The sequence below is a fragment of the Corynebacterium sp. HMSC034H07 genome, from assembly GCF_001815175.1.
Classification (GTDB): Bacteria; Actinomycetota; Actinomycetes; order Mycobacteriales; family Mycobacteriaceae; genus Corynebacterium; species Corynebacterium hiratae.
This window is the reverse complement of record NZ_KV819515.1, coordinates 77,394-99,440: the sequence shown is the minus strand read 5'-3', so window position 1 is coordinate 99,440 and position 22,047 is coordinate 77,394. Positions and strand designations below refer to the sequence as shown.

Below are 22,047 nucleotides of genomic sequence, written 5' to 3'. Positions count from 1 at the left end.
CACTAAACGTAGAAATAGGGACATGACCACTTCCCTCTCACGCCGCGCTTTCCGACGTCCCACCGCCCTCCTCTTCGCTGCCACCCTGGGCGCCGCCACGCTGAGCGCCTGTTCCTCCAGCGGCGATAACGCCGATGGCGGCTCGGATGCCGGTGCCGATAAGGAGACAATCCAGGTCGTCGCCTCGACCTCCATCTGGGCTGATGTGGCCCAGGCGGTCGTCAACACCGCGCAGACCGACGTCAACATCGACGTCCACGCCATCGTGAGCGGTAACAGCGTGGACCCACACCATTTCGAGCCCACCGCCGCGGATATCGCCCGCGCCAACGAGGCTGACGTCATCATCGCCGGTGGCGGCGGTTACGACGCCTGGCTTTACCAGGCCGTCAAGAACCAGGACCAGATCATTCACGCGCTCCCGCTTACCGCTCACGATCATGGCGATCATGATCATGGAGAGCATGATCATGAAGAAGGGCACGACCACGCGCATGACCATGACGAACATGGTCATGAAGAAGGACACGAGCATGCGCACAACCATGACGAGCATGCGCATGACCATGCGCACGAGCACGGGCATGACCATGACCACGCTCACGAAGGCGACACCGTGACCATGGACGAGGCCAAGAAGATCGCAGCCGAGCACCCCGAGCAGGTCACCAACATCGATGGCAACGAGCACGTGTGGTACGACGCCGCAGCCATCGAGAAGGTGGCGACGGAGGTCGCCACGCTCGTTAACGAGACCAACCCAGAAGCCAAGGCCACGGCCGATCCGCTAGTTGAGCGCGTGGAGGGCCTGAAGGCACGCATCGAGAAGCTCCCGCAGCGCAACTACGCGCAGACCGAGCCCATCGCGGACTACATCTTCAAGTACACCGACAGCACCGACGCCACCCCGGAGGGCTACCGCAAGGCCACCGTCGCTGAGGGCGAGCCCACCGCCGCCGACCTGGCCCGCTTCCTCGAGGACATCAAGCAGGACAAGATCGACCTGCTCATCTTCAACCCGCAGACCGAAACTGACATGACCAAGCGCATCCGCGCCGCCGCCGAGGATAAGAGCATCCCGGTGGTAGAGATTGGTGAAACCCCGCCGGAGGAGACCAACTTCCTCGACTACTACGAAGAAGTCGTCAACGCACTCGAGGCTGTGTAAGTGCTCATCTCTTTTAAGAACGCCGCAGTAGAACCGCTGTGGTCGGACATGAACCTCGCCGTAGACCGCGGCGAGTTCATCGCCGTTTTAGGCCCCAACGGCGTGGGCAAGTCCACGCTGCTGGGAACAATCTTGGGTACCCGCCAGCTCACCGCTGGCAGCGTGAACGTCAACTGCCGCGTGGGTTTTATCCCACAGCAAAGAATGTTTCCCCAAGACCTGCCCCTGCGCGCCCGGGACCTCGTATCGCTCTCCCTGGCACACGGCACCCTGCGCAATCGACGCCCTGCTCGGGGCCGCGTCGACGATCTCCTCGCCGAAGTTGGCGCCACCGGCATTGCCAACCGCCGCGTGGGCCAGCTCTCCGGCGGGCAGCAACAGCTCATCCGCCAAGCCCAGGCCCTAGCCAACGACCCAGAGCTCATCCTCGCGGACGAGCCACTGTTGTCTTTGGATCCAGCGCGGCAGCAGGCGACCGTCGAGAAGCTCAATGCGTGGCGCCACGAGCGCAGCACCTCTGTGCTTTTTGTTACCCACGGCATCAACCCGGTGCTGGGCGTGGTGGATAAGGTGCTCTACCTCGCGCCCAATGGTCACATGTTCGGCACGGTCGATGAGGTCATGCGCTCCGAAGTGCTCTCGGAACTCTATGGCTCCTCCGTGACAGTCCTCAACGTCGATGGGAGGCTCATCGTTGTCTAAATTCATCGAAGATACCCAGTACCTGCTGGGCGTTGATTTTGTGCAATCCTCGCTCATCGCCTGCGCGCTGCTCGGAATCCTTTCCGGAGTGATGACCTCACTCATCGTCCTGCGCCACATGTCCTTCTCTGTGCACGCCACCTCAGAGCTCGCGCTCATGGGCGCGGCCGCAGCGTTGCTGTTCGGTCTCAACATCGGCTTCGGTGCGATTGCCGGCGCCATCGTCGCGGCCATCATCCTGGCGGTGCTGGGGCTCAAGGGCCAACAAGACAGCGCTATCGGCGTGGTCATGAGTTTCGGCCTGGGTCTCTCGGTTTTGTTCCTGCACCTCTACCCCGGCAACGCCAAGACCGCGATGACGCTGCTGACAGGACAGATCGTCGGTGTTTCCTCCGCCTCGGTGTGGCTGCTCGCCGCCACGACCGCCATCATCGTTGCCGTGGTGGCGCTGTTCTGGCGCCCGTTGCTCTTCGCTTCCGCGGATCCCGTCATGGCTCAAGCCGCCGGCGTGCCAGTGAAGTCCCTAGCGGTGTGTTTCGCCATCCTCGTGGGCCTGACGGCCGCACAGTCCGTACAGATCGTCGGTTCCCTGCTCGTCATGGCGCTGCTCATCACGCCGGGCGCAGCGGCGGTACAGATTACCTCCTCCCCGCTGCGCGCGGTGGTGTGGTCCACCATCTTCGCGGAGGTCTCCGCCGTGGGCGGTCTGGTCCTCTCCCTGGCGCCGGGCCTGCCCGTCTCGGTCTTCGTCACGAGCATCTCTTTTGTTATTTACCTGGTCTGCCGCGGCATCGGCTGGGCTCGCAGCCGCAAGGCCGTCCGCGACGACGTCGCCGCCCGCCGCGCCTCCCAGGAACACTTCCGCGCCGCCACCGATCGCGCCGACGCCGAGACACACCACACCTCGACGCACGATGAGCACTGCGCGCATCAGGATTAGGCTAGATGCGTGACTTTGGAACGCCGTAGCCTCGAATTACAAGACCGCACCCGCACGTACCTCGTGTACCGCCCGAATGATGACGTCGAGCGCCAGAGAGACCTCCTCCTGTTCTTCCACGGCTCCCTGCAATCCGCGAACGTCATCCGCCGCTTCACTAACGGCACGTTCGATGACCTCGCCACCCGCCACGGCATGCTTGCGGTCTACCCCACCGGCGTGGAACAGCACTTTAACGATGCCCGCGCCACCCTGCCCGTCGCCGCGCGCGAGCTGGGCATCGATGACGTCGCCTTCACGCGCACCATCCTCGACGAGCTGCGCGCGGAGCAGGAGATTGGCCGCGTGTTCCTCTGCGGCTTCTCCAACGGCGGGCAGATGGTTATCCGCTTGCTCTTCGACGCCCCCGGGCTTGCCGATGCCGCCTGCGTCTTCGCCTCCACTCTCGGCGCCGGCGCCAACCATGCGCCCACCAATCCGGACTCGGCGTACCAACCCACCCCGGTCATGTTCGTCCACGGCACGGGCGACCGGCTCGCGCCCTATACGGGCGGAACGGCGGGCATTGACCCGAAGCGCACCCGCGGTGCCGTCACCGGCGCGCAGGAGAACGCCGCACGCTTCGCGGAGCTCAACCATGCCGCCGGCCCAGAGCGCACCCACCTTTTCCCCGACACCGTTGTCGACCGCTGGGAGCCGGCAGACGCCACCGGCGCGCCGGTCGAGCTCGTGAGCGTCGAGGGCATGGGCCACGTCATCCCGTCGGGCAACGAGCTGGACCCACGCCTGGGTAAAAACACGGATTCCTTCATCGCTGCCGAGCTCGTGGAGGAATTCTTCGGGCTCTAGACTGCACGTGCGCCCCATCGTGTCTCACTCCACTCAGCCCCAACCTCGGGTCGAGGCCGTTCGTAGGTGAGCGTCGAGAAGCAATAATTGTGGATTACCGACCAGTGCTTTGGCGATTCCTAGACGCTGTTTCATACCGAGCGAAGCATGCTCGCAGGAAACACTGTGGTGCAATGAAAGGCCTACAAGGGATAAAAGATCCTTCAGTTCATCATTCAGTGAACCTTGTTGTAGTGGTCGGCAATGTCGTTGACGATCGCGTAGAGGTCGCGTTCCATCGCGTAGGTTTTCTTTTCTCGCGTACTGACTAATCACACTTGCGACCCGTTGTTATCTAGAGAATTATTACGTCCCAGCGTGATGTTGCACACGTCTGTGCATGTATGTACTCTCGATGTCACGGTTTGCTGGCGAAGATTCTTCAAGTTACCCGCAGCTGAATCTGTACAAGGTGAAAACGGCAGGCAAAGGACCGAGTCGTCCTCGTCTCTAAGCCGTGGAACCCCAATCCTCCAGAACCTTGTATTCGGCACACGCACGCAATCTGAATGTTCAAGATGTGAAGTACTGGCCAGCAACCAAGAAGTAAAGATCGCCATCCAGCTTTCTCGGCCCTGAATCTAGCATCCGGAGGCGTAGAGAAACTCACGCAACGACTGAAACGCCAGCGTCTGTGTCACGTCGCGCAGCTCAAGGAAGAACCCATCTTCTGTAATTTCAACAATCCGCGCACCGGGGATGGCTGCCACAATCGGCGAGTGCGTCACCACGATGAACTGCGCACCCGCCTCCGCGGCGCGATGGATTTCCGCCATGAGCGTCATCTGCCGCACGAGCGAAAGCCCAGATTCCGGCTCGTCGAGGATGTAGAGCCCGCGCCCATCAAAGGAACGCTGCACGACGTCCATGACGGACTCGCCATGCGACATCGCGGTCGAACCAACGTTGTAGTGCGCCTCCGCTCGCAGGAAGTAGCCGTCCTTGGGCGCGGTACCTAGCCGCAGGCTCGCCCACCTCCGGAGGGGATTGATGGGACCGGCGGAGCGCTGCACACCCCATATCCCACCGCGCTCAGGAAAGCCGTACTCGAAGGCAATGCCCTCGGCGAGCGTCGACTTTCCTACCCCGTTGTCCCCGGTCAGCACGGTCACCGGCGCACGCAGGTCCAGTCCTTGGCGTCGCAGCGCCACGAAACCAGGAACGGAGGACACCCACTCAGGTCCGTGGCCGCCGTCCAGCGCGGCATAGGCGTCGACATAGAAGTCTCTCATTCGCCCTCCCCAATAAGAAACGCGGCGGTCCCCAATGGATCGGCAAGGAACTCGCGCGCGGCGTGGACAGCTTCCGTCGCTTCGGGAGCGACGGGCGCAATCCCCTTGTCGCCGAACGCGTAGACGGTCGCGCCTTGCATGCTGAGGAAGACTGGCGAGTGCGTCGCGAGGATGACCTGCGCGCCCTGGGCGGCGAGGCGCTCGAGCTGCGTGACAACCTCGACCTGCCGGGGATAGGACAAGCCGTCTTCCGGCTCGTCGAGAATGATCATTCCGTCAGAATGGAAGCGTCTCTCGACGAGGGCGAGCAGACCCTGGCCGTGGCTGAGAAACGGCAGGTCACTGAGCGGATCGGGATTCTCCGGGCTGTGGATCTGGTGGTGATACTCGCTCAAGTTGAGGAAGGTCTCGCCGCGCAAGAAGTACACGTCGCGCGGGTTGTGCGCCCGCGAGCAGATGAGCCACTCGGGATAGTCCTCGTCGCCGGTGGCAAACCGGGCGTGGCGCGAGCCGCCCTCGGGATTGACGCCAAGCCCCACGGCGATGGCCTCGAGCAGCGTGGATTTTCCGGCGCCGTTATCCCCCACGACGACGGTCACGGGCGTAGGCAAACGCAAGGCGCCGCCGGGCAGCGCTGCGATGAGCACGCCCAGGCGGCGCATGTGTTCCGGCACGCCGGGCAGTCCCTCCCCAATAAGCTCCGGGGCGGGACGCACACTCGTGAGGAACATGGCGACGAAAGCGTGAGCCTACTTCTGGGCCGCGCGACGCTGGCGGGCGAACTCGGAAAGCACCGCACCTGCCGCCACGGAGGCGTTGAGGGATTCAACCCAGTCGGTCATGGGGATGGACATGATGGCATCGCAGTTCTCGCGGACGAGGCGCGAAATGCCTTTGCCCTCAGAGCCGATGACGATGACAACGGGGTCGGTGCCACCGTTGTAAGTATCGAGGGTGTGCTCGCCTCCCGCATCCAGGCCAACAACCTGGTAGCCGGCTTTCTGGAAGTCCTGAACCGTGCGGGTCACGTTGGTCACGCGGGCTACCGACAGGCGCGCAGCAGTGCCGGCAGAGGTACGCCAAGCCACTGCGGTAACGGAGGCGGAGCGGCGCTCCGGGATGATAACGCCGTGGCCACCGAAGGCCGCGACGGAGCGGATGACCGCGCCGAGGTTGCGGGGGTCGGTGATGTTATCGAGGATGACGAACATGCCCGGTTCCTGAGCATCGCGTGCCCGATCCATCAGGTCATGGACGTCGGCATACTTGTACGGCGGGATCTGCAGGCCAATGCCCTGGTGCATACCGTTGCCGGTCATGCGGTCCATCTCGTGGCGCTGGACCTCAAGAATCGGGATGTTGCGGGTATTGCACATGGCTACCGCCTCGGAAAGGCGAGCGTCATTACGCGTGCCCTGCACGATGTAAAGGGAGGTAGCAGGCACCTTGGCGTGCAGGCACTCGATGACCGGGTTGCGGCCAACGACCATCTCCGCGGTCTCCTTCTGGTGGCGGCCCGAATTGCGGCGCTCGCGCTCCAGTTTCGCCTTGTGCTTGGCGTGGTAGACGCGGTCCTCTGCCTTAGGCGTGGGACCCTTGCCAGCTAGGCCCTTGCGGCGCTGGCCACCAGAGCCCTTCGTGGCACCCTTCTTATTCGTCTTGCGGATACCTGCGCCGCCGCGGCCATGGGTACGTGCCATAATTCTTCTCCTTTGTTGTCCTCTGCGTATGCAGAGGACGTTAATCCGCCAGGGACCAGGTGGGGCCGTCGGCGGTGTCGGTGATGGTAATACCCGCGGCTGCAAGGCGGTCGCGCACGGCGTCCGCAGTAGCCCAGTCCTTTTCTGCGCGGGCGGTGGTGCGACGCTCCAATTCGGCCCGAACGAGAACGTCCAGGGCCGCTTCAGCGCCGCTTTCTTCGCCACTATCTTTCCACTGTTCATCCAGTGGATCAAAGCCAAGAACCGCGGCCATAGCGCGCACGGCTCCGGCGAGGCGCTCAGCCTCTTCACGGTTGCCGTCGCTCAGCGCCTTATTGCCCGCGCGCACGGTGGTGTGGATTTCCGCCAGCGCCTTCGGCACAGCGATGTCATCATTCATCGCTTCTTCGAAGGCCGGGGTCCACTCGCCCTTCTCGACGCCCTCGAACTTGCCTACGAAATCCTCGATGCGGCGGTAGCCAGCCGCAGCTTCGGTCAGCGCCGCCTCGGAGTATTCGAGCACCGAACGGTAATGCGCGGAGCCCAGGTAGTAGCGCAGCTCCACCGGGCGGACAATCTCCAGCATGTTGGCAATGGAGAGGACGTTGCCCAAGGACTTCGACATCTTCTCACCGGCCATGGTGACCCAGTGGTTATGCATCCAGTAGTTGGCGAACTTGTCCCCCGCCGCATGGGACTGCGCGATCTCATTTTCGTGGTGCGGGAACTGCAAGTCCAAGCCACCGCAGTGAATATCGAACTCGCTGCCTAGGTAGTACGTGGACATGGCCGAGCACTCCAAGTGCCAGCCCGGTCGGCCACGACCCCACGGGGTGGGCCAGGATGGCTCGCCCGGCTTAGCCGCCTTCCACAGAGCGAAGTCCTGGGGGCTGCGCTTGCCCGCGTTGTCTGTTTCGCCCTGTTCCATTTCCTCGACGCGGTTGCCGGACAGCGAACCGTAGTCCGAGCCTTCCGTGGCATTCCACGCCGCGACGTCGAAGTAGACGGAGCCAACACCGTCTTCGCCAGGCACGGCATAAGCAAAGCCGGCGTCGATAAGCCGCTGCATGTACTCCACCATCTGGGTGACAAAGCCCGTCGCGCGCGGCTCCACCGAAGGGGGCAGAACGCCCAGGGTGTTATAGGCCTTGGTGAACTCACGCTCATAGGTGGATACCCACTCCCACCAGGGGCGGTTATTCTCGGCGGCCTTGGTGAGGATCTTGTCATCGATATCGGTGACGTTGCGCACGAGTGCCACGTCATAGCCTTGCGCACTAAGCCAGCGGCGCAGGATGTCGAAGGCGACGCCGGAGCGCAGGTGGCCAATGTGCGGCTGGGACTGCGGGGTGGCACCACACAGATAGATCGACGCGTGGCCGGGGCGAACCGGCTCGAACTCACGTTGGCTGCGGGTGGCGGTATCAAAAATGCGCAAAGTACTCACCTGGCCTAGTCTAATTGACCCGCGTCCGGCGGCTAGCGCGGGACGGCCTAGGCGCGCCAGACCACGGCGGTGGCCACGGCAGCGCGGCCCTCCTTGCGGCCGGTGAAGCCAAGGTGATCCGTCGTCGTCGCAGAGACGGACACTGGGGCGCCGAGGATGTCGCTCAGAACGGCCTCGGCTTCCTTCCGCCGCGGGCCCATCTTGGGGCTCTGGCCAACCAGTTGCGCAGCGGCGTTGCCGATGATGAAGCCTTCCTTTTTCAGCAGCTCGCGGCACTCGCGCAACAACTGTGCTCCGGAGACTCCGTCGTACTCTGGCCGGCCCACGCCAACGAAGGAGCCGAGGTCGCCGAGGTTGGAGGCGGAAAGCAGAGCGTCGACAAGCGCGTGGCTCACCACGTCCCCATCGGAGTGGCCCTCGCAGCCATCCACGTCCTCAAAGAGAAGGCCTGCAATCCAGCAGGGTTTTCCGGGCTCGATCTGATGGGCATCGGTGGCGATTCCCACGCGCGGGATGATGGGGTTAGTCACTAGGCACCTCGAAGATGGTCGGTTCGGCCTCATCCGTCACGGCCTTCGCCAGGACGAGGTCGATGGGAGTGGTGATTTTAAACGCGAAGGTATCTCCCTGCACGGTCTCCACGCGCTCGCCGTGCCATTCCATGAGGCTGGCGTCATCCGTGGCGACAAAGTCAGGGTCCTGCGCCCAATAGTCTAGGTTGGCGCGGCGCAGCGCGGCCAGGTTAAAACCCTGCGGCGTCTGCACGGCACGCAGGCGGGAGCGATCCGGAGTAGACAGAACCGTGGTCCCCTCGACTTCTTTGATGGTGTCCGCGACGGGAAGGACCGGGATGACCGCGGTGGCACCGTCGAGCACGCGCTTGGCGACGCGCGCGATCATCCCCGGCGGCGTCAACGCCCGGGCGGCGTCGTGGACCAGCACCACGGCATCCTCATCTGGGATGGCTTGCAGGCCCGCCCAGACGGAATCGGCGCGCTCACCCCCGCCGTGGACGATGCGTACGGGCACATCAGAATCGATGCGGTCGAGGATGCTGGCGGCATAATCCTCCATGGCGGGGCTGACGAGAACGATGACTTCATCGACAAATTCCGAGGTAATCATGGCCTTCACGGAGCGCTCAAGCAGGGTACTTCCGCGCAGCTCCACGTAGGCCTTAGGAATATCAGCGCCAAGGCGCGTTCCCTGACCGGCCGCCGCGACGAGGGCGATCACGCGGCGGGTATTAGTCTTCGTCGTCGAAGGAGAGGTCATCGAGATCGACGTCATTGTCAATGTCGGTGGTGATGGACTTGTCCTCGACCAAGCCGGCGGCGCGGTGGCGCTCGATGGTGGCGTTGATTTCCTCCATCATGGTGTCCGCCTTCTTGTCATCGACCGGCTTAGCCAGGGAAAGCTCACCGACCAGAATCTGGCGGGCCTTGGCAAGCATGCGCTTCTCACCGGCGGACAGGCCGCGGTCCTGATCGCGGCGCCACAAGTCACGCACGACTTCTGCCACCTTGTTGATATCGCCGGATGCAAGGCGCTCCTGGTTGGCCTTGTAGCGGCGGGACCAGTTGCCGGCCTCCTCCACGTCTTCTTCGCGCAAGACGGAGAAGACCTTCTCGAGGCCTTCCTTGCCCACAACATCACGCACGCCCACCATCTCAACGTTCTTGGAGGGCACACGAACCACGAGGTCGGATTGGTTGATTTGGAGGACGAGATACTCGAGCTCCTCGCCGCCCATCTCGCGCGTTTCAATCGCCGTAATCTTGGCGGCGCCGTGGTGGGGGTAGACGACGACCTCTCCGACCTTAAATTCCATTGCCACTCCTTATGAAGCCTTTGAGACGGTGCCCATCGTGCGCTCTCGGCGTACTCTCAGTGGGCCGCATATACAGGGTATCTACTCTAGCACGCAGTTTTCCGGCACTGCTCCCCCACCCAAGCCCGTAGAGCAGCTCGCTTTACACCACGATGACGGCCAACATAAAGCGCGGCTACCCCCGGTTTACCCAAGAGGTTTGTCGGAAACTGTGTGCTTTTACTGCGGAGGTACTAGGCTAAAGCGTTGATAAGCTTTGTGATCGCAATTCAATGGAGGACACTCACAGTGCAGTCCCTGAAGTCCGCCGCTCGCTGCGGTGCCATCATGTCAGTTACCGCCCTCTCCGCGCTGGCCTTGGCGTCCTGCTCGGCCGGTCATGTTGCTCAGACCGCGGAAAAGGTCATTGCTGTCGACGGCGCATCCGCAAGCACCGAAGATGGCAAGGTGGCCGTGCGTGACGTCACCATTCAGGTTGAGCCGGACACCGGTGAGACCTCCCTGAAGTTCGTGGCCGTCAACCAGGGCTACAAGGTCGACGACGTCGTCCTCGAGTCCGTGAGCGTCGACGGCCAGGACGTACCACTGGAAGGCGCAGAGCCGCTTCCTCGCGATCACGCCCTCTACGCTGATTCCCAGACGAACCTGGACCGTCTCCCGAAGGACGGCAAGGACAAGAACATCACCTACGTGGCCACCACCCTAGAGAACGACGGCTTCGCCTTCGGCGGCGCCCGCCCGGTGACCTTCACTTTTAACACCGGCACCATCGAGGTTGACGCCACCGTGTCCGCCTCCCCGCTGCAGTCCGGTGACTTTGACCGCGACCCGCAGTCCACCGAGGGCTACGCCGAGAACAAGTAAGCCTTTTCTTCATAGAAAACCGCCCCAGCCGCCAAAGTTTTCCCGCCCGAATCACGGGCTTCAACTTTGGCAGTTGGGGCGGTCTGCGTTTAACGCTCCTTAGCGAACGCAGAAAACTCTTAAGCTCGCGAGGATGCCGTAGCCATCACAAGCAGAGAGTTAAGAATGCCCAGAGAGGACAGGGCAGCCGGGATGAGAAGCAGGTTCGGCGCCTGCGGGCCGCCGTACTTCACCATCTCATCCATAACCTGGTTGAGCGGTTCCGGGTAGGTAGCGGCGGAAGCGGCCGGGGCGCCAGCTACAGCCAGGGAGGTAGCAGCGGTCAGAGCAACGAGGGTACGACGAATCTTCATGGGGTCTCCTTGAATAGTGAGGTGTGGGGGTAAGTGAACTGGACTAGGACAGCAGGTTCGACAGGAAGCCCAAGGAGGACAGCGCCGCCGGGACGAGGATGAGGTTCTGAGCCTCATAGCCAGCGACGTTGGTGATCTCGGTCAGAACAGTGGCCAGCGGCTCAGGAGCTTGTGCGGCAGAAGCAGCCGGGGTGCCAGCGAGGGCGACGGCGGCAGCAGCGCCAGCGGCGACGAGGGTACGACGAATCTTCATGGAAATACCTTCTTGTTGTGAGAAATCGGACGGGGATAAAGAGGGGGCAGGCACACACAAGATGTAACCTGGCTAACACTGTAGCGCCTCTGTGCATATCGCGCGCGATGAAAAGGGGGCGACCCTGCCCGCGACGTGAATGTCCACACCACTTACTAGAGTGATGGGCATGGCAAAAAAGGTTCGTCCCGTCCACACGTGCTCTGAATGCGGCTTCGTCTCCCCCAAGTGGCTTGGCCGCTGCCCCGAGTGCGGTTCATGGGGAACGTTGCAGGAAACCGCGGCGTCAGAAAGCAGCACCGCGGCCCAGGCCGCTGTGTCTGGACGCCGACCAACCGGCCTGACACCGACGAGCCCAGCGGTTCCGATTACGAAGGTGGGCGCTGCCGCCACGAAGGCCCTCAACACTGGCATCGGGGAGCTCGATCGCGTTCTTGGCCGCGGCATCGTTCCCGGTTCGGTGGTGCTCATGGCGGGTGAGCCGGGAGTCGGAAAATCCACTTTGTTATTGGAGGTCGCCTCCCGCTGGGCGCAACTGGGCCGCACCGCCCTCTATGCCACGGCCGAGGAATCCGCCGGGCAGGTCCGCGCCCGGGCCGAGCGGACCGGGGCCTTGCACGAGACGCTCTACCTCGCGGCCGAATCGAATTTGGATGTCGTCTTTGGTCACGTCGAACAGCTCAAGCCCAGCCTCCTCATCGTGGACTCCGTCCAAACCATGCACGCGGCCGGGGTGGAGGGCGTAGCCGGTGGCGTGGCACAGTCGCGTGCGGTGACCGCAGCCCTGACCACACTGGCCAAAACCACCGGCATCCCCATCCTCCTCGTCGGACACGTGACCAAGGACGGCAACGTCGCTGGCCCGCGCGTGCTCGAGCACCTCGTGGACGTCGTGTTGAACTTTGAAGGTGACCGCCAATCCTCCCTGCGTCTGCTCCGGGGACTCAAGAACCGTTTCGGCGCCACCGATGAGATGGGCTGCTTTGAGCAAACCGCCGCCGGCATCCGGGAGGTGGCGGACCCTTCCGGCCTCTTCCTCTCCCACCGCGGCAGCACCCCAGACGGTTCAGCGGTGACCGTCGCCATGGATGGCGTGCGCCCCATCCTGGCCGAGGTGCAGGCGCTGACCGTCGACCCCGTGGCGAAGAACCCGCGGCGCGTGGTCACGGGGCTCGATGCCAACCGTGTCCCGATGGTGCTCGCCGTACTGCAGGCCCGCGCCGGTGAACGCACCAACGATAAGGACGCTTACGTGGCCACGGTGGGCGGCATGAAGATCCAAGAGCCGGCGACGGATCTTGCCGTAGCGCTCGCCACGTGGTCTTCCTTGCACGAGCAGCCGCTGCCACCGAAAACGGTGGTCATCGGTGAGGTGGGCCTGGCCGGCGAAGTTCGCCGCGTACCGAACCTGGACCGCCGCTTGGCAGAAGCGTCCCGCTTGGGTTACCGCTACGCCATCGTCCCGCCCGGAAAGGTGGAGGTCGGCGGTGGCATGCAGGTGCGCCAAGCCGCAACGCTGAGCGAGGCGATTGCAGCGCTTAAAGCAAGTTGAACGGCAACGCTGGGGAGTAGTTTTCCCCGATGACGGTATGCAGGAAGTAAGCGCCTGGCTCGGCTTCCTCGCGCTCGGTGCACTTGCCCGACTCGGAACGCTTGCGGGACCAATCCGCCTGGAAGTAGCGCGTCTCACCGGACTTGAAAGTCTGCTTGCCGGTTTCCACTGAGGCATAGCAATCGGTATCGGACCACACGCGTTCGTTGGAGCCCATCTTGTAAACCTCGAAACGCAGCTGCTCTTCATCGAGATCGATAGAGCAGTCCTCCGTCGTCGGGTTGAATACCTCCAAGTAGAAGGTTGGCATCTTACCGGCGGGGACGCTGTCCTCGTTGGTCTTGGCCATCACTTTAAGGTCCTGGAGGGAACACGTTGTCTTGGATGGATCAACGGTGAGCTCAGCTGGCTTTTCCTCGGAGGTCGGTTCTTCTTTGTCCGTCTCCCCCGCCTCGGGCTCGGTGGATTCCTCAGACGCGGTGGACTCGGTCGTCTCCACCGCCGAGGTTGCATCCTCCGACGGAGTCAGAGTGCCCGACGCCGCCGCCTGCTGCGACTCGGCTCCCGGGTCCTCCTTCGAACCGCTAAAGAGCGCGGTGGCAGCCCAAATAAGGATAACCACGAGTACCAGAATCGCCACGAGCGCGGCGATGCGGCGACGCAGGTAAATCTCTCGCGGCAGCTGCTTCGGGGTACGGGATGGCTCAGTCACAGCTCTTAGTTTAAGGGGACTAGAGCCCAACCCGGGCCAGCCCGGGGCCGCGTGTCTTGAGCAGCGACTTCTATGCGCTTAGTCCCGCCCAGTGCCCGGGCCAGCCGGCGAGCCTAGTGAACGCCGTGCAGGACGACGGTCTCCACGCTGGAATCCTCTAGGAGGTAGCGCAGGCCGACGATGCCGAGCGTGCCGGCGTCGAGAAGCTGGCGCGCAGCCGGCACGTCAGAAATGATCTGGGAGACTGTCTGCGCGGTATTCTCGCGCTCGAAATCGGCGAGCTCCTCGCGGCCATCACGCTTGGCCACCATCGAGGCAGCGGCCACGCGCTCAATGATCGGACGCTGCAGGCCCGTCGGCAGATCGCCGCCCGCCAGGAAGTCCGCAGCTGCGCCCACCGCACCGCAGGACTGATGCCCCATCACCACGAGCAGGTTGGCCTTGAGATTCTCCAGGGCATAGTCCAGCGACGCCATCACCGCGCTGTCCAGGATATGACCGGCGGTGCGGATGACGAAGGCATCGCCGAAACCAATGTTGAACACGTGTTCGATCGGCGCGCGGGAATCGGAACAGGCCAACACAATGACGCGCGGGTCCTGCCCTTGGGTCAGGCCAGCGCGCAGCTTCGCGTCTTGGTTAACGTCGATGAGGTGGCCCGTCACCAGTCGGTGGTTACCTTCCTGGAGGGCTTCCCACACCTTCTGCGGGTTTTGAGGGACATCTACTAAAGGCATGATCCTTACTCTAGTCCCCACCACCTACACTGAGGTGCCTATGGATACCCAAGCTGTCGTGGAATGGTTCGATGCCCATGAGCGTCCCCTACCGTGGCGCGAGCCAGGGACCTCGGCATGGGGCGTGCTCTTAAGCGAGGTCATGAGCCAGCAAACACCCGTCGCGCGCGTCGCCCCGCAGTGGGAGGAGTGGATGCGCCGCTGGCCCACCCCACAGGACCTCGCGGCGGCTTCCAAAGCAGATGTGCTGCGTGCCTGGGGAAAGCTGGGCTACCCGCGCCGCGCGTTACGCTTGTGGGAGTGCGCGAAAGAGATTGGTGAAGGCGCGGTTCCGGGAGACGTCGACAAGCTCTTGGCGTTGCCCGGAATCGGTGAGTACACCGCGCGTGCGGTGGCTTGCTTCCATTTTGGGCACAACGTTCCGGTGGTGGATACCAACGTCCGCCGCGTCTATGCCCGCGCCGAGGAGGGCCGCTTCCTGGCGCCACCTCCCGCAAAACGCGAGTTGGCGCAGGTAGAAGCTTTGCTTCCAGAAGAGAACGGTCCGCGCTTTTCAGCCGCGCTCATGGAGCTCGGCGCGCTGGTGTGCACGGCCAAGAACCCCGACTGTGCCGCCTGCCCCATCAAGTCCACGTGCGCCTGGCAGCTCGCGGGCTGTCCGGAGCCCAGCGAAGAAGAGACCGCGCGGGCCAAGAAGCGCGTGCAAAAGTTCACCGGTACGGACCGGCAGGTGCGCGGGCTGCTTCTCGACGTCCTCCGCGCCACCCCTCATCCCGTCGAGCAATCCGCGCTCGACGCGGTATGGCCGGACGCGGCACAGCGCTCGCGCGCACAAGCCTCACTGCTCGAGGATGGGTTGATGGATGTCAACGACGAGGGTTTGTTCCACCTTCCGCACTAGGCACATGTGAGAAGTCGATGAGGTGGCCGAAGGTCCAGTCACGGTCGGTCAACAGGCGCGCGAGGATAAGCCCACAGCCGATGGCTGCCACGGCCATCGAGGCGGTAGCGAAGTTGCTCAACGCCTGGTCCATGTTACCCACGTTGAGGTGATAGACAGTGCGGAACATGGAGGTGCCCGGGATCATGATGACGGACGCGGGCACCGTCGTGGTGATGCGCGGTAGGTGTGCGCGTGTGGAGGCCACCGCACCCAAGAGCCCGACGATGAGACCACCTACGAAGGCGCCGACGTAGGCCGTGGCCCCGACGCCGATGAGGAGCAGGCGCACAAGGTTGGCCACCGTTCCCACCGCGGCCGCCACGAGCACCATCCGGCGCGAGGAGTTAAAGAGGAACGCGAATCCGGAAATGCCTAGGAAGCTGGCCGCCGCGGCGGCGAGGTACCACACGGGCGCATAGTCCGGAATTCCCGGTTCCGGGGTGAGTTCCGTGGTCCAGCTGACTAAGGCCACGGTAAAGGTCGCAGCTGTGATCACCGTCAGCGCGTAGGTCAGGCGGGATAGTCCGGCCTCGAAGTCGAAGCGCGCGAGATCAATGAGCGCGGAGAATAGCGGGAAGCCGGGAATGAGGAAAAGTACGGCGGCCACATAGCCCGAGGAAAACTCCGACGGGTCCGCCACCCCGGCGGCGGCCACAGCCTCGGTGGTGAAGAAGTACACGAGGCTAGCCACCGTCCCGGCCGCCACGATGCAGCCCAGCTGGTGAACGTGCTTGCCGTGTAGGACCGCGCGGGTGAGCTGACCACAAAAAGCGGCGAGCGCCACGAGGAAAATCGCCAGCGGCGTGAAGAAGTTCAGGACCGCGAATGAGGCGCACGCAATCGCCGCCGCGGCTGCCAAGAACCAACGATTCCACCGCTTGACCACCCTCGACTCGATGGAATCAAGCATCTCCGTGAGCTCTTCGGCCGTAATGCCCGCGTACAGCTTGTGGTGGGTAAGGTCCTCAAGGGCTTCGATCCGGGATGCATCGACAGCCGGTGAATGCTGCTGGGCCACCACGGTGCGAAACTCGCGGCCGCGGTGAAACGTGCATGTTATCTGGGTGACGCCAACGTTGGCGTCGAGCCGATCAAAGCCGAGCGCGCGGGCGGCACGTTTCATGCCGCGCAGCACGCGGTAGCCGGACGTTCCCGCGCCCATGAGCATCATGCCTAGGCGCAAGACGACGTCGGCCTCGTACCCCATACGGACATAGTCGCTGTTGGGGTGAGATGTCATTAGCGCCAGCGTCCCCGGAAATTCAGGCCTCCGGGCAGGTTGACCCACATGCCGCCGCGGGAGTTAAACGTCACGGGGCCGACCTTCGTCGACATCGAGGCACCGGAGCCGGAGAGGTTGATCCAGCTGTTCTTTCCGGTCTTCTTGCGCTTGCGATAATAAATTCCCATGCGTGCCAGCTTAGCGCGGATGCGCACCACGACGCCGCAGGCTACTCTGAGCTTTGTGCGAATAAAATCCCTGTTAACAGTGCTGACGGCCACCGCTGCTCTTATTCTGGCGTCACCCGCCGCCCACGCGGTGGAGCCGGGCAGCGTCCAATCGGCGTCACCGATAGAACAACCCGGTGTTAAGGCCACTGTTATCTCTTATTCCTCCACCCTCATGGATGGCACACCCACCACGGTGACCGGCATGGTCTACGAGCCCTCAGCACCATGGAACGGGCCGGGCGAGCGCCCAACTATCGTCTACGCGCCGGGAACGCGTGGGGCGGGTGACCAGTGTGCACCGTCCCGAGCCCGTTTCGCCGCCGACGGCAACCGCGTTGACCAGCGCTATGAAGCTGCGGCCACGCGCGTGTATAACTATGCGGCCTCCCAAGGTGTGCGCGTCGTAGTCACGGACTACATCGGGCTCGGAACCCCGGGGCACCATTCTTATGTCAACAACGTCGAGGAGGCCCACGCGGTTCTTGACGCCGCCCGCGCCGCGCTCCGGCTCGCCGGTGCTCCCGCCGATTCCCCCGTGGGATTTGTCGGCTACTCCCAAGGCGGCGGTGCAGCTGCCGCTGCGGGCGAATACGCCGCTAGCTACGCCCCCGAGCTCAACGTCAAGGGAACCTTCGCCGGTGCACCTCCAGCGGACCTCTTCGAGGTGATGCAGGCGGTCGACGGCTCAGCGCTCGTTCACGTGTTGGGCTACGCCATCAATGGTTTTGCGGAGCGTAGCCCGGAGTTCTCCCGGGAAATCATCGATGAGATGAATCCGCGCGGCCACACATTCCTCGCCGACGCCGCCACTTTTTGTTTGCGCGAATCGATGTCTACCTGGGGAAATGTTCGAACCAGTGAGCTGACCACGAGCGGCGAGTCCTTCGCCGAGCTCCTGCGCCGCAAGCCGGTAGCCTCCCGCATGCTGCACGAGCAGCGCCTCGGCCAGCGCGCTCTCAACGCCCCGATGATGGTGGTCAACTCCCCGACCGATGACATCATCCCCTACCAGCAAGCACGCCGCATGGCCCACGACTTCTGTGCTGCCGGCGGGACCGTCTACTTTGAGGACGCCTGGGCGGTCAACGTGAACCCAGGCTCGGGCACCAACCATGCCGCCCCCACGGTCCGCGCGGTTCTGCAGGGCACGAACTACCTCATCGACCGCTTCCGCGACGTCCCCGCACCGTCAAACTGCCAACCTGCCGAATCCTAGAATCGCCCCCTGGCGCCGCCATCCATTTTCATTTAATTGTCAATAAGCGCCGGCGGGGATAGACTGAGTGCATGGCACACGAGCACCACGACCACGATCACTCCAGCACGCCGCTGCGCGCACTACTGATTGCGCTGAGCATTACCGGAACCGTCTTCTTCGCGGAGCTGATCGGCGGCTGGTTGGCGGGCTCAATGGCGCTGATGGCGGATGCGATGCACATGCTTTCCGACGCCGCTGGGTTGATCATCGCGGTGTTAGCGGTGTTGGTTGGGCGTCGACAAGCATCAGCCCAGGCCACGTACGGCTACCGGCGAGTAGAGGTGCTTGCTGCGCTAGCGAACGCGGTGATGGTCCTGGCGATCTCGGTGTGGATTGTCGTCGAGGCGGTGCGCCGCCTGCAGAGCCCAGCTGAGGTACAAGGAACAACGATGCTGATCATCGCGGTGATTGGCCTTGTGGCGAATGCGCTATCGGCGTGGGTGTTGCACCGGCACCGCGAATCCTCAATCAACGTGGAGGGCGCGTTCTTGCACGTGCTGGTGGATATGCTCGGCTCGATCGCAGTGATCGTGGCGGGCGTCGTGGTACTGACCACGGGGTTTGTGGCGGCGGACGTGATCGCCTCCCTGGTGATCGCGGCGATGGTGCTCCCGCGCGCCTGGCAGCTCATGCGGCTCTCGGCGAGCGTGCTGCTCGAGCAGGTCCCGGCGGACTTCGACGCCAGCGTCATCGAGCCCGCGCTGCGACAGATCGAGGGTGTTGCCGACATCCACGACCTACACCTGTGGAGCCTGGACGGCGTGAACGTGCTGACGACCGTGCACATCGTGCGCGACGGTACCGTCGAGACCGGCCCTCTGTTGGATGCCGCCCAGCAAGCCCTGCGCGAGCACGGCATCGAGCACTCCACCATCCAGATCGAGCACCCAGAGCACGAATCCCACGAGACGGTGTGCTGATTCCCTTCTAGTGGTGGGCGGGTCATCCCGCCCACTGGGCCTTCCCACCCACCGGGCCATCTCGCCCACTGGTCGTGCAAAAAGCCCCGGACCGCATGCAGTGTCACACGCATGCGATCCGGGGCTAATCCTTATGGGGCCCAGGTCAGCGCTTAGAGCGGCTGGCCAGCACCGGCACCTGCCGGCGGCGGGTTGCCGTCATCGCCATCGTCGTTGTGGGATTCCTCAGCGGAATCGCTACCAGACTCGTCGAGGACGTCCGGGGTCACCGTGTCCGGACCATTGGAGTCGGGGCCGTGAGTTTCGGCGTCGATCTCGGTGGCGAGTTCCTCATCGGCCTCACGCACGGCGGTCTCCTCGAGCTCATTGTCGAAGGTGTCCTCCGGCAGCGGGCGTGGACGCGGCGTGAAGGTGAAGGTGGCGGAAGAATTGTCCTTGGACTCGCCGTCCCAGCCCTCAACATCCACGGTGATGATTTCACCCGCACCGATTTCGCCGAAGAGGATCTTCTCGGAGAGCTGGTCCTCAATCTCACGCTGGATGGTGCGGCGCAGCGGACGAGCACCCAAGACCGGATCGAAGCCACGCTGAGCCAGCAGGTCCTTGGCCTTCTGAGTGAGCTCGATGCCCATGTCACGCTCGGAGAGCTGCTTCTCTACGCGGGCGATGAGCAGCTCCACCATCTCGACGATCTGCTCCTGGGTGAGCTGGTGGAAGACCACAATCTCATCAATACGGTTGAGGAACTCGGGGCGGAAGTGCTTCTTCAGCTCGTCATTGACCTTGTTCTTCATGCGCTCGTACTGCGCATCGGCGTCATTCTCCGAAGAGCCGGTGAAGCCCAGTCCCACAGCCTTGGAGATGTCCTGGGTGCCCAGGTTGGAGGTGAAGATAAGCACGGTGTTCTTGAAGTCCACCACGCGGCCCTGCCCATCGGTCAGGCGGCCATCCTCCAACACCTGCAGAAGGGTGTTGTAAATCTCCTTGTGGGCCTTTTCGATCTCATCGAAGAGCACCACGGAGAAAGGCTTGCGGCGAACCTTCTCGGTCAGCTGGCCGCCCTCTTCGTAGCCAACGTATCCCGGAGGAGCACCAAAGAGGCGGGACGCGGTGAAGCGATCGTGGAACTCACCCATATCGATCTGAATGAGGTCATCATCCGAACCGAAGAGGAAGTTAGCCAAGGACTTCGACAACTCCGTCTTACCCACACCGGAGGGGCCTGCGAAGATGAAGGAACCGGAAGGACGGCGCGGGTCCTTCAGGCCGGCACGGGTGCGGCGAATGGCGCGGGACACGGCCTTGACGGCATCGTCCTGGCCGATGATGCGCTTGTGCAGCTCCTCTTCCATGTTGAGGAGGCGGTTGGATTCCTTCTCCGTGAGCTTGAGCACCGGAATGCCGGTCCAGTGCGCGAGGACCTCAGCGATCTGCTCCTCGCCGACCTCGGCGATTTCCTCCAAGTCACCGGAGCGCCACTGCTTTTCCTTTTCCGCGCGCTCTTCACCCAGCTTGCGCTCCTTATCGCGCAGTCCAGCGGCCTTCTCGAAGTCCTGGGCGTCAATCGCAGCTTCCTTTTCCTTGCGGACCTCTGCGATGCGATCATCCACTTCGCGCAGGCCCTCCGGGGCGGTCATGCGCTTGATGCGCATACGGGCACCGGCCTCATCGAGGAGGTCAACAGCCTTATCCGGCAAGAAGCGGTCATTGATGTAGCGGTCCGACAGGGAGGCTGCAGCCTTCAACGCTTCATCGGTGTAGGAGACGCGGTGGTGTGCCTCGTACTTATCGCGCAGCCCCTTGAGGATCAGGATGGTGTCATCGAGGGAGGGCTCCTCCACCTTGACAGGCTGGAAGCGGCGCTCCAAGGCAGCATCCTTCTCAATGTGCTTGCGGTACTCATCCAGGGTGGTGGCACCGATGGTCTGCAGCTCGCCGCGAGCCAGTTTCGGCTTTAGCAAGGAAGCAGCATCGATAGCGCCCTCGGCGGCACCGGCGCCGACCAGGGTGTGGATCTCATCGATAAAGAGGATGATGTCACCGCGCTGGTTAATCTCCTTGAGCACCTTCTTCAGGCGCTCCTCGAAGTCACCGCGGTAGCGCGAGCCAGCCACCAGGGAGCCGAGGTCCAGCGAATAGAGCTGCTTATCCTTGAGGGTCTCCGGGACCTTGCCGTTAACGATATCGAGGGCTAGGCCCTCGACCACGGCGGTCTTACCCACGCCGGGCTCACCGATGAGCACCGGGTTGTTCTTGGTGCGGCGAGACAGAACCTGCATGATGCGTTCAATCTCGGAATCGCGACCCACGACTGGGTCCAGCTTGCCGTCGCGCGCAGCCTGGGTGAGGTTGCGGCCAAACTGGTCCAGCACCAGGGAGTTGGAGCGCTCGCCGGAGCCACCCGGGCCAACACGGCCTCCCTGGCCAGCGCCGGCACCGGCACCTACCGGGCCGGGGCCACCCTGGGACTGGCCGCCTTCGCCTTCATTCCCTTCGTAGCCTGAGAGCAGCTGGATAACCTGCTGGCGCACGCGCGGCAGGTCGGCGCCCAGCTTGGTCAGCACCTGAGCCGCCACGCCGTCACCCTCACGGATGAGGCCAAGCAGCAGGAACTCAGTGCCAATGTACTTGTGGCCCATCTGGAGACCCTCACGCAGGGAGAGCTCGAGAACCTTCTTCGCGCGCGGGGTAAATGGGATGTGGCCGGTGTGCGGCTGAGAACCTTGACCAATAATCTCTTCCACCTCACGGCGGACGTCCTCCAGCGAGATACCCATGGACTCCAAAGCCTTGGCCGCTACACCTTCGCCTTCGTGAATAAGCCCCAGGAGGATGTGCTCGGTGCCGATGTAATTGTGGTTGAGCATGCGTGCTTCCTCCTGCGCCAAAACAATGACGCGGCGAGCACGGTCAGTAAACCTCTCGAACATTACCTCTTACCTTTCGCTGTAAATGTGTCATCCACTCTAACGCGCGGGGCGGACACTCCATTCGCGAATTCCGCACCCCCCTACTCAAAAACCTCATTTCCCCAGGTAGAGCCACTGTACGCCGGTAGCGAACAGGTGGCGGGAGGCGTCGCCAAGCGCCTGCGC

24 protein-coding genes are annotated in these 22,047 nt (G+C 63.2%); 9 read left to right on the top strand and 15 right to left on the bottom strand.

The window, feature by feature from the left end; all coding sequences use genetic code 11:
- The first annotated feature begins 22 nt into the window (after positions 1-22).
- The 4 genes from HMPREF3009_RS03770 to HMPREF3009_RS03755 are packed head-to-tail and all read left to right on the top strand — an operon-like array spanning position 23 to position 3,659.
- The gene (locus HMPREF3009_RS03770) at positions 23-1,168 is read left to right on the top strand and encodes a metal ABC transporter solute-binding protein, Zn/Mn family (RefSeq protein WP_070680108.1); all 1,146 of its coding nucleotides are present in this window, start codon (positions 23-25) and stop codon (positions 1,166-1,168) included.
- Positions 1,169-1,870: a metal ABC transporter ATP-binding protein gene (locus HMPREF3009_RS03765; protein ID WP_070680106.1), complete on the top strand. Its 702-nt coding sequence runs from the start codon at positions 1,169-1,171 to the stop codon at positions 1,868-1,870.
- A complete protein-coding gene (locus HMPREF3009_RS03760; protein WP_198531109.1) occupies positions 1,848-2,810 on the top strand; it encodes a metal ABC transporter permease in 963 nt (320 codons plus the stop codon). The genes HMPREF3009_RS03765 and HMPREF3009_RS03760 overlap by 23 nt, the downstream gene beginning before the upstream one ends.
- Before the next feature lie 9 nt (positions 2,811-2,819).
- Entirely contained in the window at positions 2,820-3,659 is an 840-nt protein-coding gene (locus tag HMPREF3009_RS03755) for a CE1 family esterase (protein ID WP_070511078.1), read from the top strand.
- A 33-nt stretch (positions 3,660-3,692) separates the two neighbouring features.
- On the opposite strand, the gene HMPREF3009_RS12990 is transcribed toward HMPREF3009_RS03755, so the two are convergent.
- The 8 genes from HMPREF3009_RS12990 to HMPREF3009_RS03720 all read right to left on the bottom strand — a co-directional run bounded on the left by HMPREF3009_RS12990 (position 3,693) and on the right by HMPREF3009_RS03720 (position 9,908).
- On the bottom strand, positions 3,693-3,974 hold the full coding sequence (locus HMPREF3009_RS12990) for an ATP-binding cassette domain-containing protein (RefSeq protein ID WP_080550367.1): 282 nt from the start codon (positions 3,972-3,974) through the stop codon (positions 3,693-3,695).
- A 305-nt stretch (positions 3,975-4,279) separates the two neighbouring features.
- Positions 4,280-4,930: an AAA family ATPase gene (locus tag HMPREF3009_RS03750; protein ID WP_010188886.1), complete on the bottom strand. Its 651-nt coding sequence runs from the start codon at positions 4,928-4,930 to the stop codon at positions 4,280-4,282.
- Positions 4,927-5,661 (bottom strand): AAA family ATPase, encoded by a 735-nt coding sequence (locus tag HMPREF3009_RS03745; RefSeq protein WP_010188884.1) that lies wholly within the window; start codon positions 5,659-5,661, stop codon positions 4,927-4,929. The genes HMPREF3009_RS03750 and HMPREF3009_RS03745 overlap by 4 nt, the downstream gene beginning before the upstream one ends.
- Positions 5,662-5,679: 18 nt before the next feature.
- Complete coding sequence (gene rlmB / locus HMPREF3009_RS03740; RefSeq protein ID WP_070680101.1) at positions 5,680-6,630, bottom strand: 23S rRNA (guanosine(2251)-2'-O)-methyltransferase RlmB; 951 nt, start codon at positions 6,628-6,630, stop codon at positions 5,680-5,682.
- Between the two features lie 40 nt (positions 6,631-6,670).
- Entirely contained in the window at positions 6,671-8,077 is a 1,407-nt protein-coding gene (gene cysS, locus HMPREF3009_RS03735; protein ID WP_070680098.1) for a cysteine--tRNA ligase, read from the bottom strand.
- A 47-nt stretch (positions 8,078-8,124) separates the two neighbouring features.
- Positions 8,125-8,607, bottom strand: coding sequence for a 2-C-methyl-D-erythritol 2,4-cyclodiphosphate synthase (ispF, locus tag HMPREF3009_RS03730; protein WP_046649267.1), 483 nt, complete (start codon positions 8,605-8,607; stop codon positions 8,125-8,127).
- Positions 8,600-9,352, bottom strand: coding sequence for a 2-C-methyl-D-erythritol 4-phosphate cytidylyltransferase (gene ispD, locus HMPREF3009_RS03725; protein WP_070546294.1), 753 nt, complete (start codon positions 9,350-9,352; stop codon positions 8,600-8,602). The genes ispF and ispD overlap by 8 nt, the downstream gene beginning before the upstream one ends.
- A complete protein-coding gene (locus HMPREF3009_RS03720) occupies positions 9,324-9,908 on the bottom strand; it encodes a CarD family transcriptional regulator (protein ID WP_046649265.1) in 585 nt (194 codons plus the stop codon). Before HMPREF3009_RS03720 ends, ispD begins: the two co-directional genes overlap by 29 nt.
- 288 nt (positions 9,909-10,196) lie before the next feature.
- Between HMPREF3009_RS03720 and HMPREF3009_RS03715 the strand changes: the two genes are divergently transcribed.
- Positions 10,197-10,772 carry a hypothetical protein gene (locus tag HMPREF3009_RS03715; RefSeq protein ID WP_070511090.1) on the top strand — a complete coding sequence of 192 codons (576 nt, stop codon included), beginning with the start codon at positions 10,197-10,199 and terminating at the stop codon, positions 10,770-10,772.
- Positions 10,773-10,891: 119 nt separating this feature from the next.
- On the opposite strand, the gene HMPREF3009_RS03710 is transcribed toward HMPREF3009_RS03715, so the two are convergent.
- Positions 10,892-11,125, bottom strand: coding sequence for a hypothetical protein (locus HMPREF3009_RS03710; protein WP_070680095.1), 234 nt, complete (start codon positions 11,123-11,125; stop codon positions 10,892-10,894).
- A 43-nt stretch (positions 11,126-11,168) separates the two neighbouring features.
- The gene (locus HMPREF3009_RS03705) at positions 11,169-11,378 is read right to left on the bottom strand and encodes a hypothetical protein (RefSeq protein WP_049154730.1); all 210 of its coding nucleotides are present in this window, start codon (positions 11,376-11,378) and stop codon (positions 11,169-11,171) included.
- A 169-nt stretch (positions 11,379-11,547) separates the two neighbouring features.
- On the opposite strand from HMPREF3009_RS03705, the gene radA reads away from it, so the two are divergent.
- Entirely contained in the window at positions 11,548-12,930 is a 1,383-nt protein-coding gene (radA, locus tag HMPREF3009_RS03700) for a DNA repair protein RadA (protein WP_070515862.1), read from the top strand.
- Here the strand turns inward: radA and HMPREF3009_RS03695 are convergent.
- Together HMPREF3009_RS03695 and HMPREF3009_RS03690 are read right to left on the bottom strand one after the other, a co-directional pair.
- Entirely contained in the window at positions 12,917-13,642 is a 726-nt protein-coding gene (locus HMPREF3009_RS03695) for a hypothetical protein (RefSeq protein WP_070515864.1), read from the bottom strand. The genes radA and HMPREF3009_RS03695 overlap by 14 nt on opposite strands.
- A gap of 113 nt (positions 13,643-13,755) precedes the next feature.
- A complete protein-coding gene (locus HMPREF3009_RS03690; protein ID WP_070515866.1) occupies positions 13,756-14,379 on the bottom strand; it encodes a carbonic anhydrase in 624 nt (207 codons plus the stop codon).
- Between the two features lie 40 nt (positions 14,380-14,419).
- Here HMPREF3009_RS03690 and HMPREF3009_RS03685 point away from each other — a divergent pair, with 40 nt between their 5' ends.
- The gene (locus HMPREF3009_RS03685; RefSeq protein WP_070515882.1) at positions 14,420-15,280 is read left to right on the top strand and encodes an HhH-GPD family protein; all 861 of its coding nucleotides are present in this window, start codon (positions 14,420-14,422) and stop codon (positions 15,278-15,280) included.
- Here HMPREF3009_RS03685 and HMPREF3009_RS03680 read toward each other — a convergent pair.
- Both HMPREF3009_RS03680 and HMPREF3009_RS03675 read right to left on the bottom strand, forming a co-directional pair.
- Positions 15,246-16,562: a threonine/serine exporter family protein gene (locus tag HMPREF3009_RS03680; RefSeq protein WP_070680092.1), complete on the bottom strand. Its 1,317-nt coding sequence runs from the start codon at positions 16,560-16,562 to the stop codon at positions 15,246-15,248. The two genes, HMPREF3009_RS03685 and HMPREF3009_RS03680, sit on opposite strands and share 35 nt — an antisense overlap.
- Complete coding sequence (locus HMPREF3009_RS03675) at positions 16,562-16,732, bottom strand: DUF4236 domain-containing protein (RefSeq protein WP_080975064.1); 171 nt, start codon at positions 16,730-16,732, stop codon at positions 16,562-16,564. The genes HMPREF3009_RS03680 and HMPREF3009_RS03675 overlap by 1 nt, the downstream gene beginning before the upstream one ends.
- Between HMPREF3009_RS03675 and HMPREF3009_RS03670 the strand changes: the two genes are divergently transcribed.
- Together HMPREF3009_RS03670 and HMPREF3009_RS03665 are read left to right on the top strand one after the other, a co-directional pair.
- Positions 16,731-17,990: a lipase family protein gene (locus HMPREF3009_RS03670; RefSeq protein WP_232760910.1), complete on the top strand. Its 1,260-nt coding sequence runs from the start codon at positions 16,731-16,733 to the stop codon at positions 17,988-17,990. The two genes, HMPREF3009_RS03675 and HMPREF3009_RS03670, sit on opposite strands and share 2 nt — an antisense overlap.
- A gap of 71 nt (positions 17,991-18,061) precedes the next feature.
- Positions 18,062-18,952 carry a cation diffusion facilitator family transporter gene (locus HMPREF3009_RS03665; RefSeq protein ID WP_046647215.1) on the top strand — a complete coding sequence of 297 codons (891 nt, stop codon included), beginning with the start codon at positions 18,062-18,064 and terminating at the stop codon, positions 18,950-18,952.
- Between the two features lie 152 nt (positions 18,953-19,104).
- Here HMPREF3009_RS03665 and HMPREF3009_RS03660 read toward each other — a convergent pair whose 3' ends face one another.
- Positions 19,105-21,882, bottom strand: coding sequence for an ATP-dependent Clp protease ATP-binding subunit (locus HMPREF3009_RS03660; protein ID WP_070680086.1), 2,778 nt, complete (start codon positions 21,880-21,882; stop codon positions 19,105-19,107).
- Positions 21,883-22,047: the final 165 nt, after the last annotated feature.

What these genes read in the sequence shown, in the direction of transcription:
- HMPREF3009_RS03770 (WP_070680108.1), top strand. Translation starts at nt 23, where the DNA reads ATGACCACTTCCCTCTCACGCCGCGCTTTCCGACGTCCCACCGCCCTC.
- HMPREF3009_RS03660 (WP_070680086.1), bottom strand. Translation starts at nt 21,882, where the DNA reads ATGTTCGAGAGGTTTACTGACCGTGCTCGCCGCGTCATTGTTTTGGCG.
- HMPREF3009_RS03720 (WP_046649265.1), bottom strand. Translation starts at nt 9,908, where the DNA reads ATGGAATTTAAGGTCGGAGAGGTCGTCGTCTACCCCCACCACGGCGCC.
- HMPREF3009_RS03680 (WP_070680092.1), bottom strand. Translation starts at nt 16,562, where the DNA reads ATGACATCTCACCCCAACAGCGACTATGTCCGTATGGGGTACGAGGCC.
- HMPREF3009_RS03760 (WP_198531109.1), top strand. Translation starts at nt 1,848, where the DNA reads ATGGGAGGCTCATCGTTGTCTAAATTCATCGAAGATACCCAGTACCTG.
- HMPREF3009_RS03675 (WP_080975064.1), bottom strand. Translation starts at nt 16,732, where the DNA reads ATGGGAATTTATTATCGCAAGCGCAAGAAGACCGGAAAGAACAGCTGG.
- HMPREF3009_RS03690 (WP_070515866.1), bottom strand. Translation starts at nt 14,379, where the DNA reads ATGCCTTTAGTAGATGTCCCTCAAAACCCGCAGAAGGTGTGGGAAGCC.
- HMPREF3009_RS03750 (WP_010188886.1), bottom strand. Translation starts at nt 4,930, where the DNA reads ATGAGAGACTTCTATGTCGACGCCTATGCCGCGCTGGACGGCGGCCAC.
- HMPREF3009_RS03685 (WP_070515882.1), top strand. Translation starts at nt 14,420, where the DNA reads ATGGATACCCAAGCTGTCGTGGAATGGTTCGATGCCCATGAGCGTCCC.
- radA (WP_070515862.1), top strand. Translation starts at nt 11,548, where the DNA reads ATGGCAAAAAAGGTTCGTCCCGTCCACACGTGCTCTGAATGCGGCTTC.
- rlmB (WP_070680101.1), bottom strand. Translation starts at nt 6,630, where the DNA reads ATGGCACGTACCCATGGCCGCGGCGGCGCAGGTATCCGCAAGACGAAT.
- ispD (WP_070546294.1), bottom strand. Translation starts at nt 9,352, where the DNA reads ATGACCTCTCCTTCGACGACGAAGACTAATACCCGCCGCGTGATCGCC.
- HMPREF3009_RS03710 (WP_070680095.1), bottom strand. Translation starts at nt 11,125, where the DNA reads ATGAAGATTCGTCGTACCCTCGTTGCTCTGACCGCTGCTACCTCCCTG.
- HMPREF3009_RS03745 (WP_010188884.1), bottom strand. Translation starts at nt 5,661, where the DNA reads ATGTTCCTCACGAGTGTGCGTCCCGCCCCGGAGCTTATTGGGGAGGGA.
- HMPREF3009_RS03665 (WP_046647215.1), top strand. Translation starts at nt 18,062, where the DNA reads ATGGCACACGAGCACCACGACCACGATCACTCCAGCACGCCGCTGCGC.
- HMPREF3009_RS03670 (WP_232760910.1), top strand. Translation starts at nt 16,731, where the DNA reads ATGCGTGCCAGCTTAGCGCGGATGCGCACCACGACGCCGCAGGCTACT.
- HMPREF3009_RS03705 (WP_049154730.1), bottom strand. Translation starts at nt 11,378, where the DNA reads ATGAAGATTCGTCGTACCCTCGTCGCCGCTGGCGCTGCTGCCGCCGTC.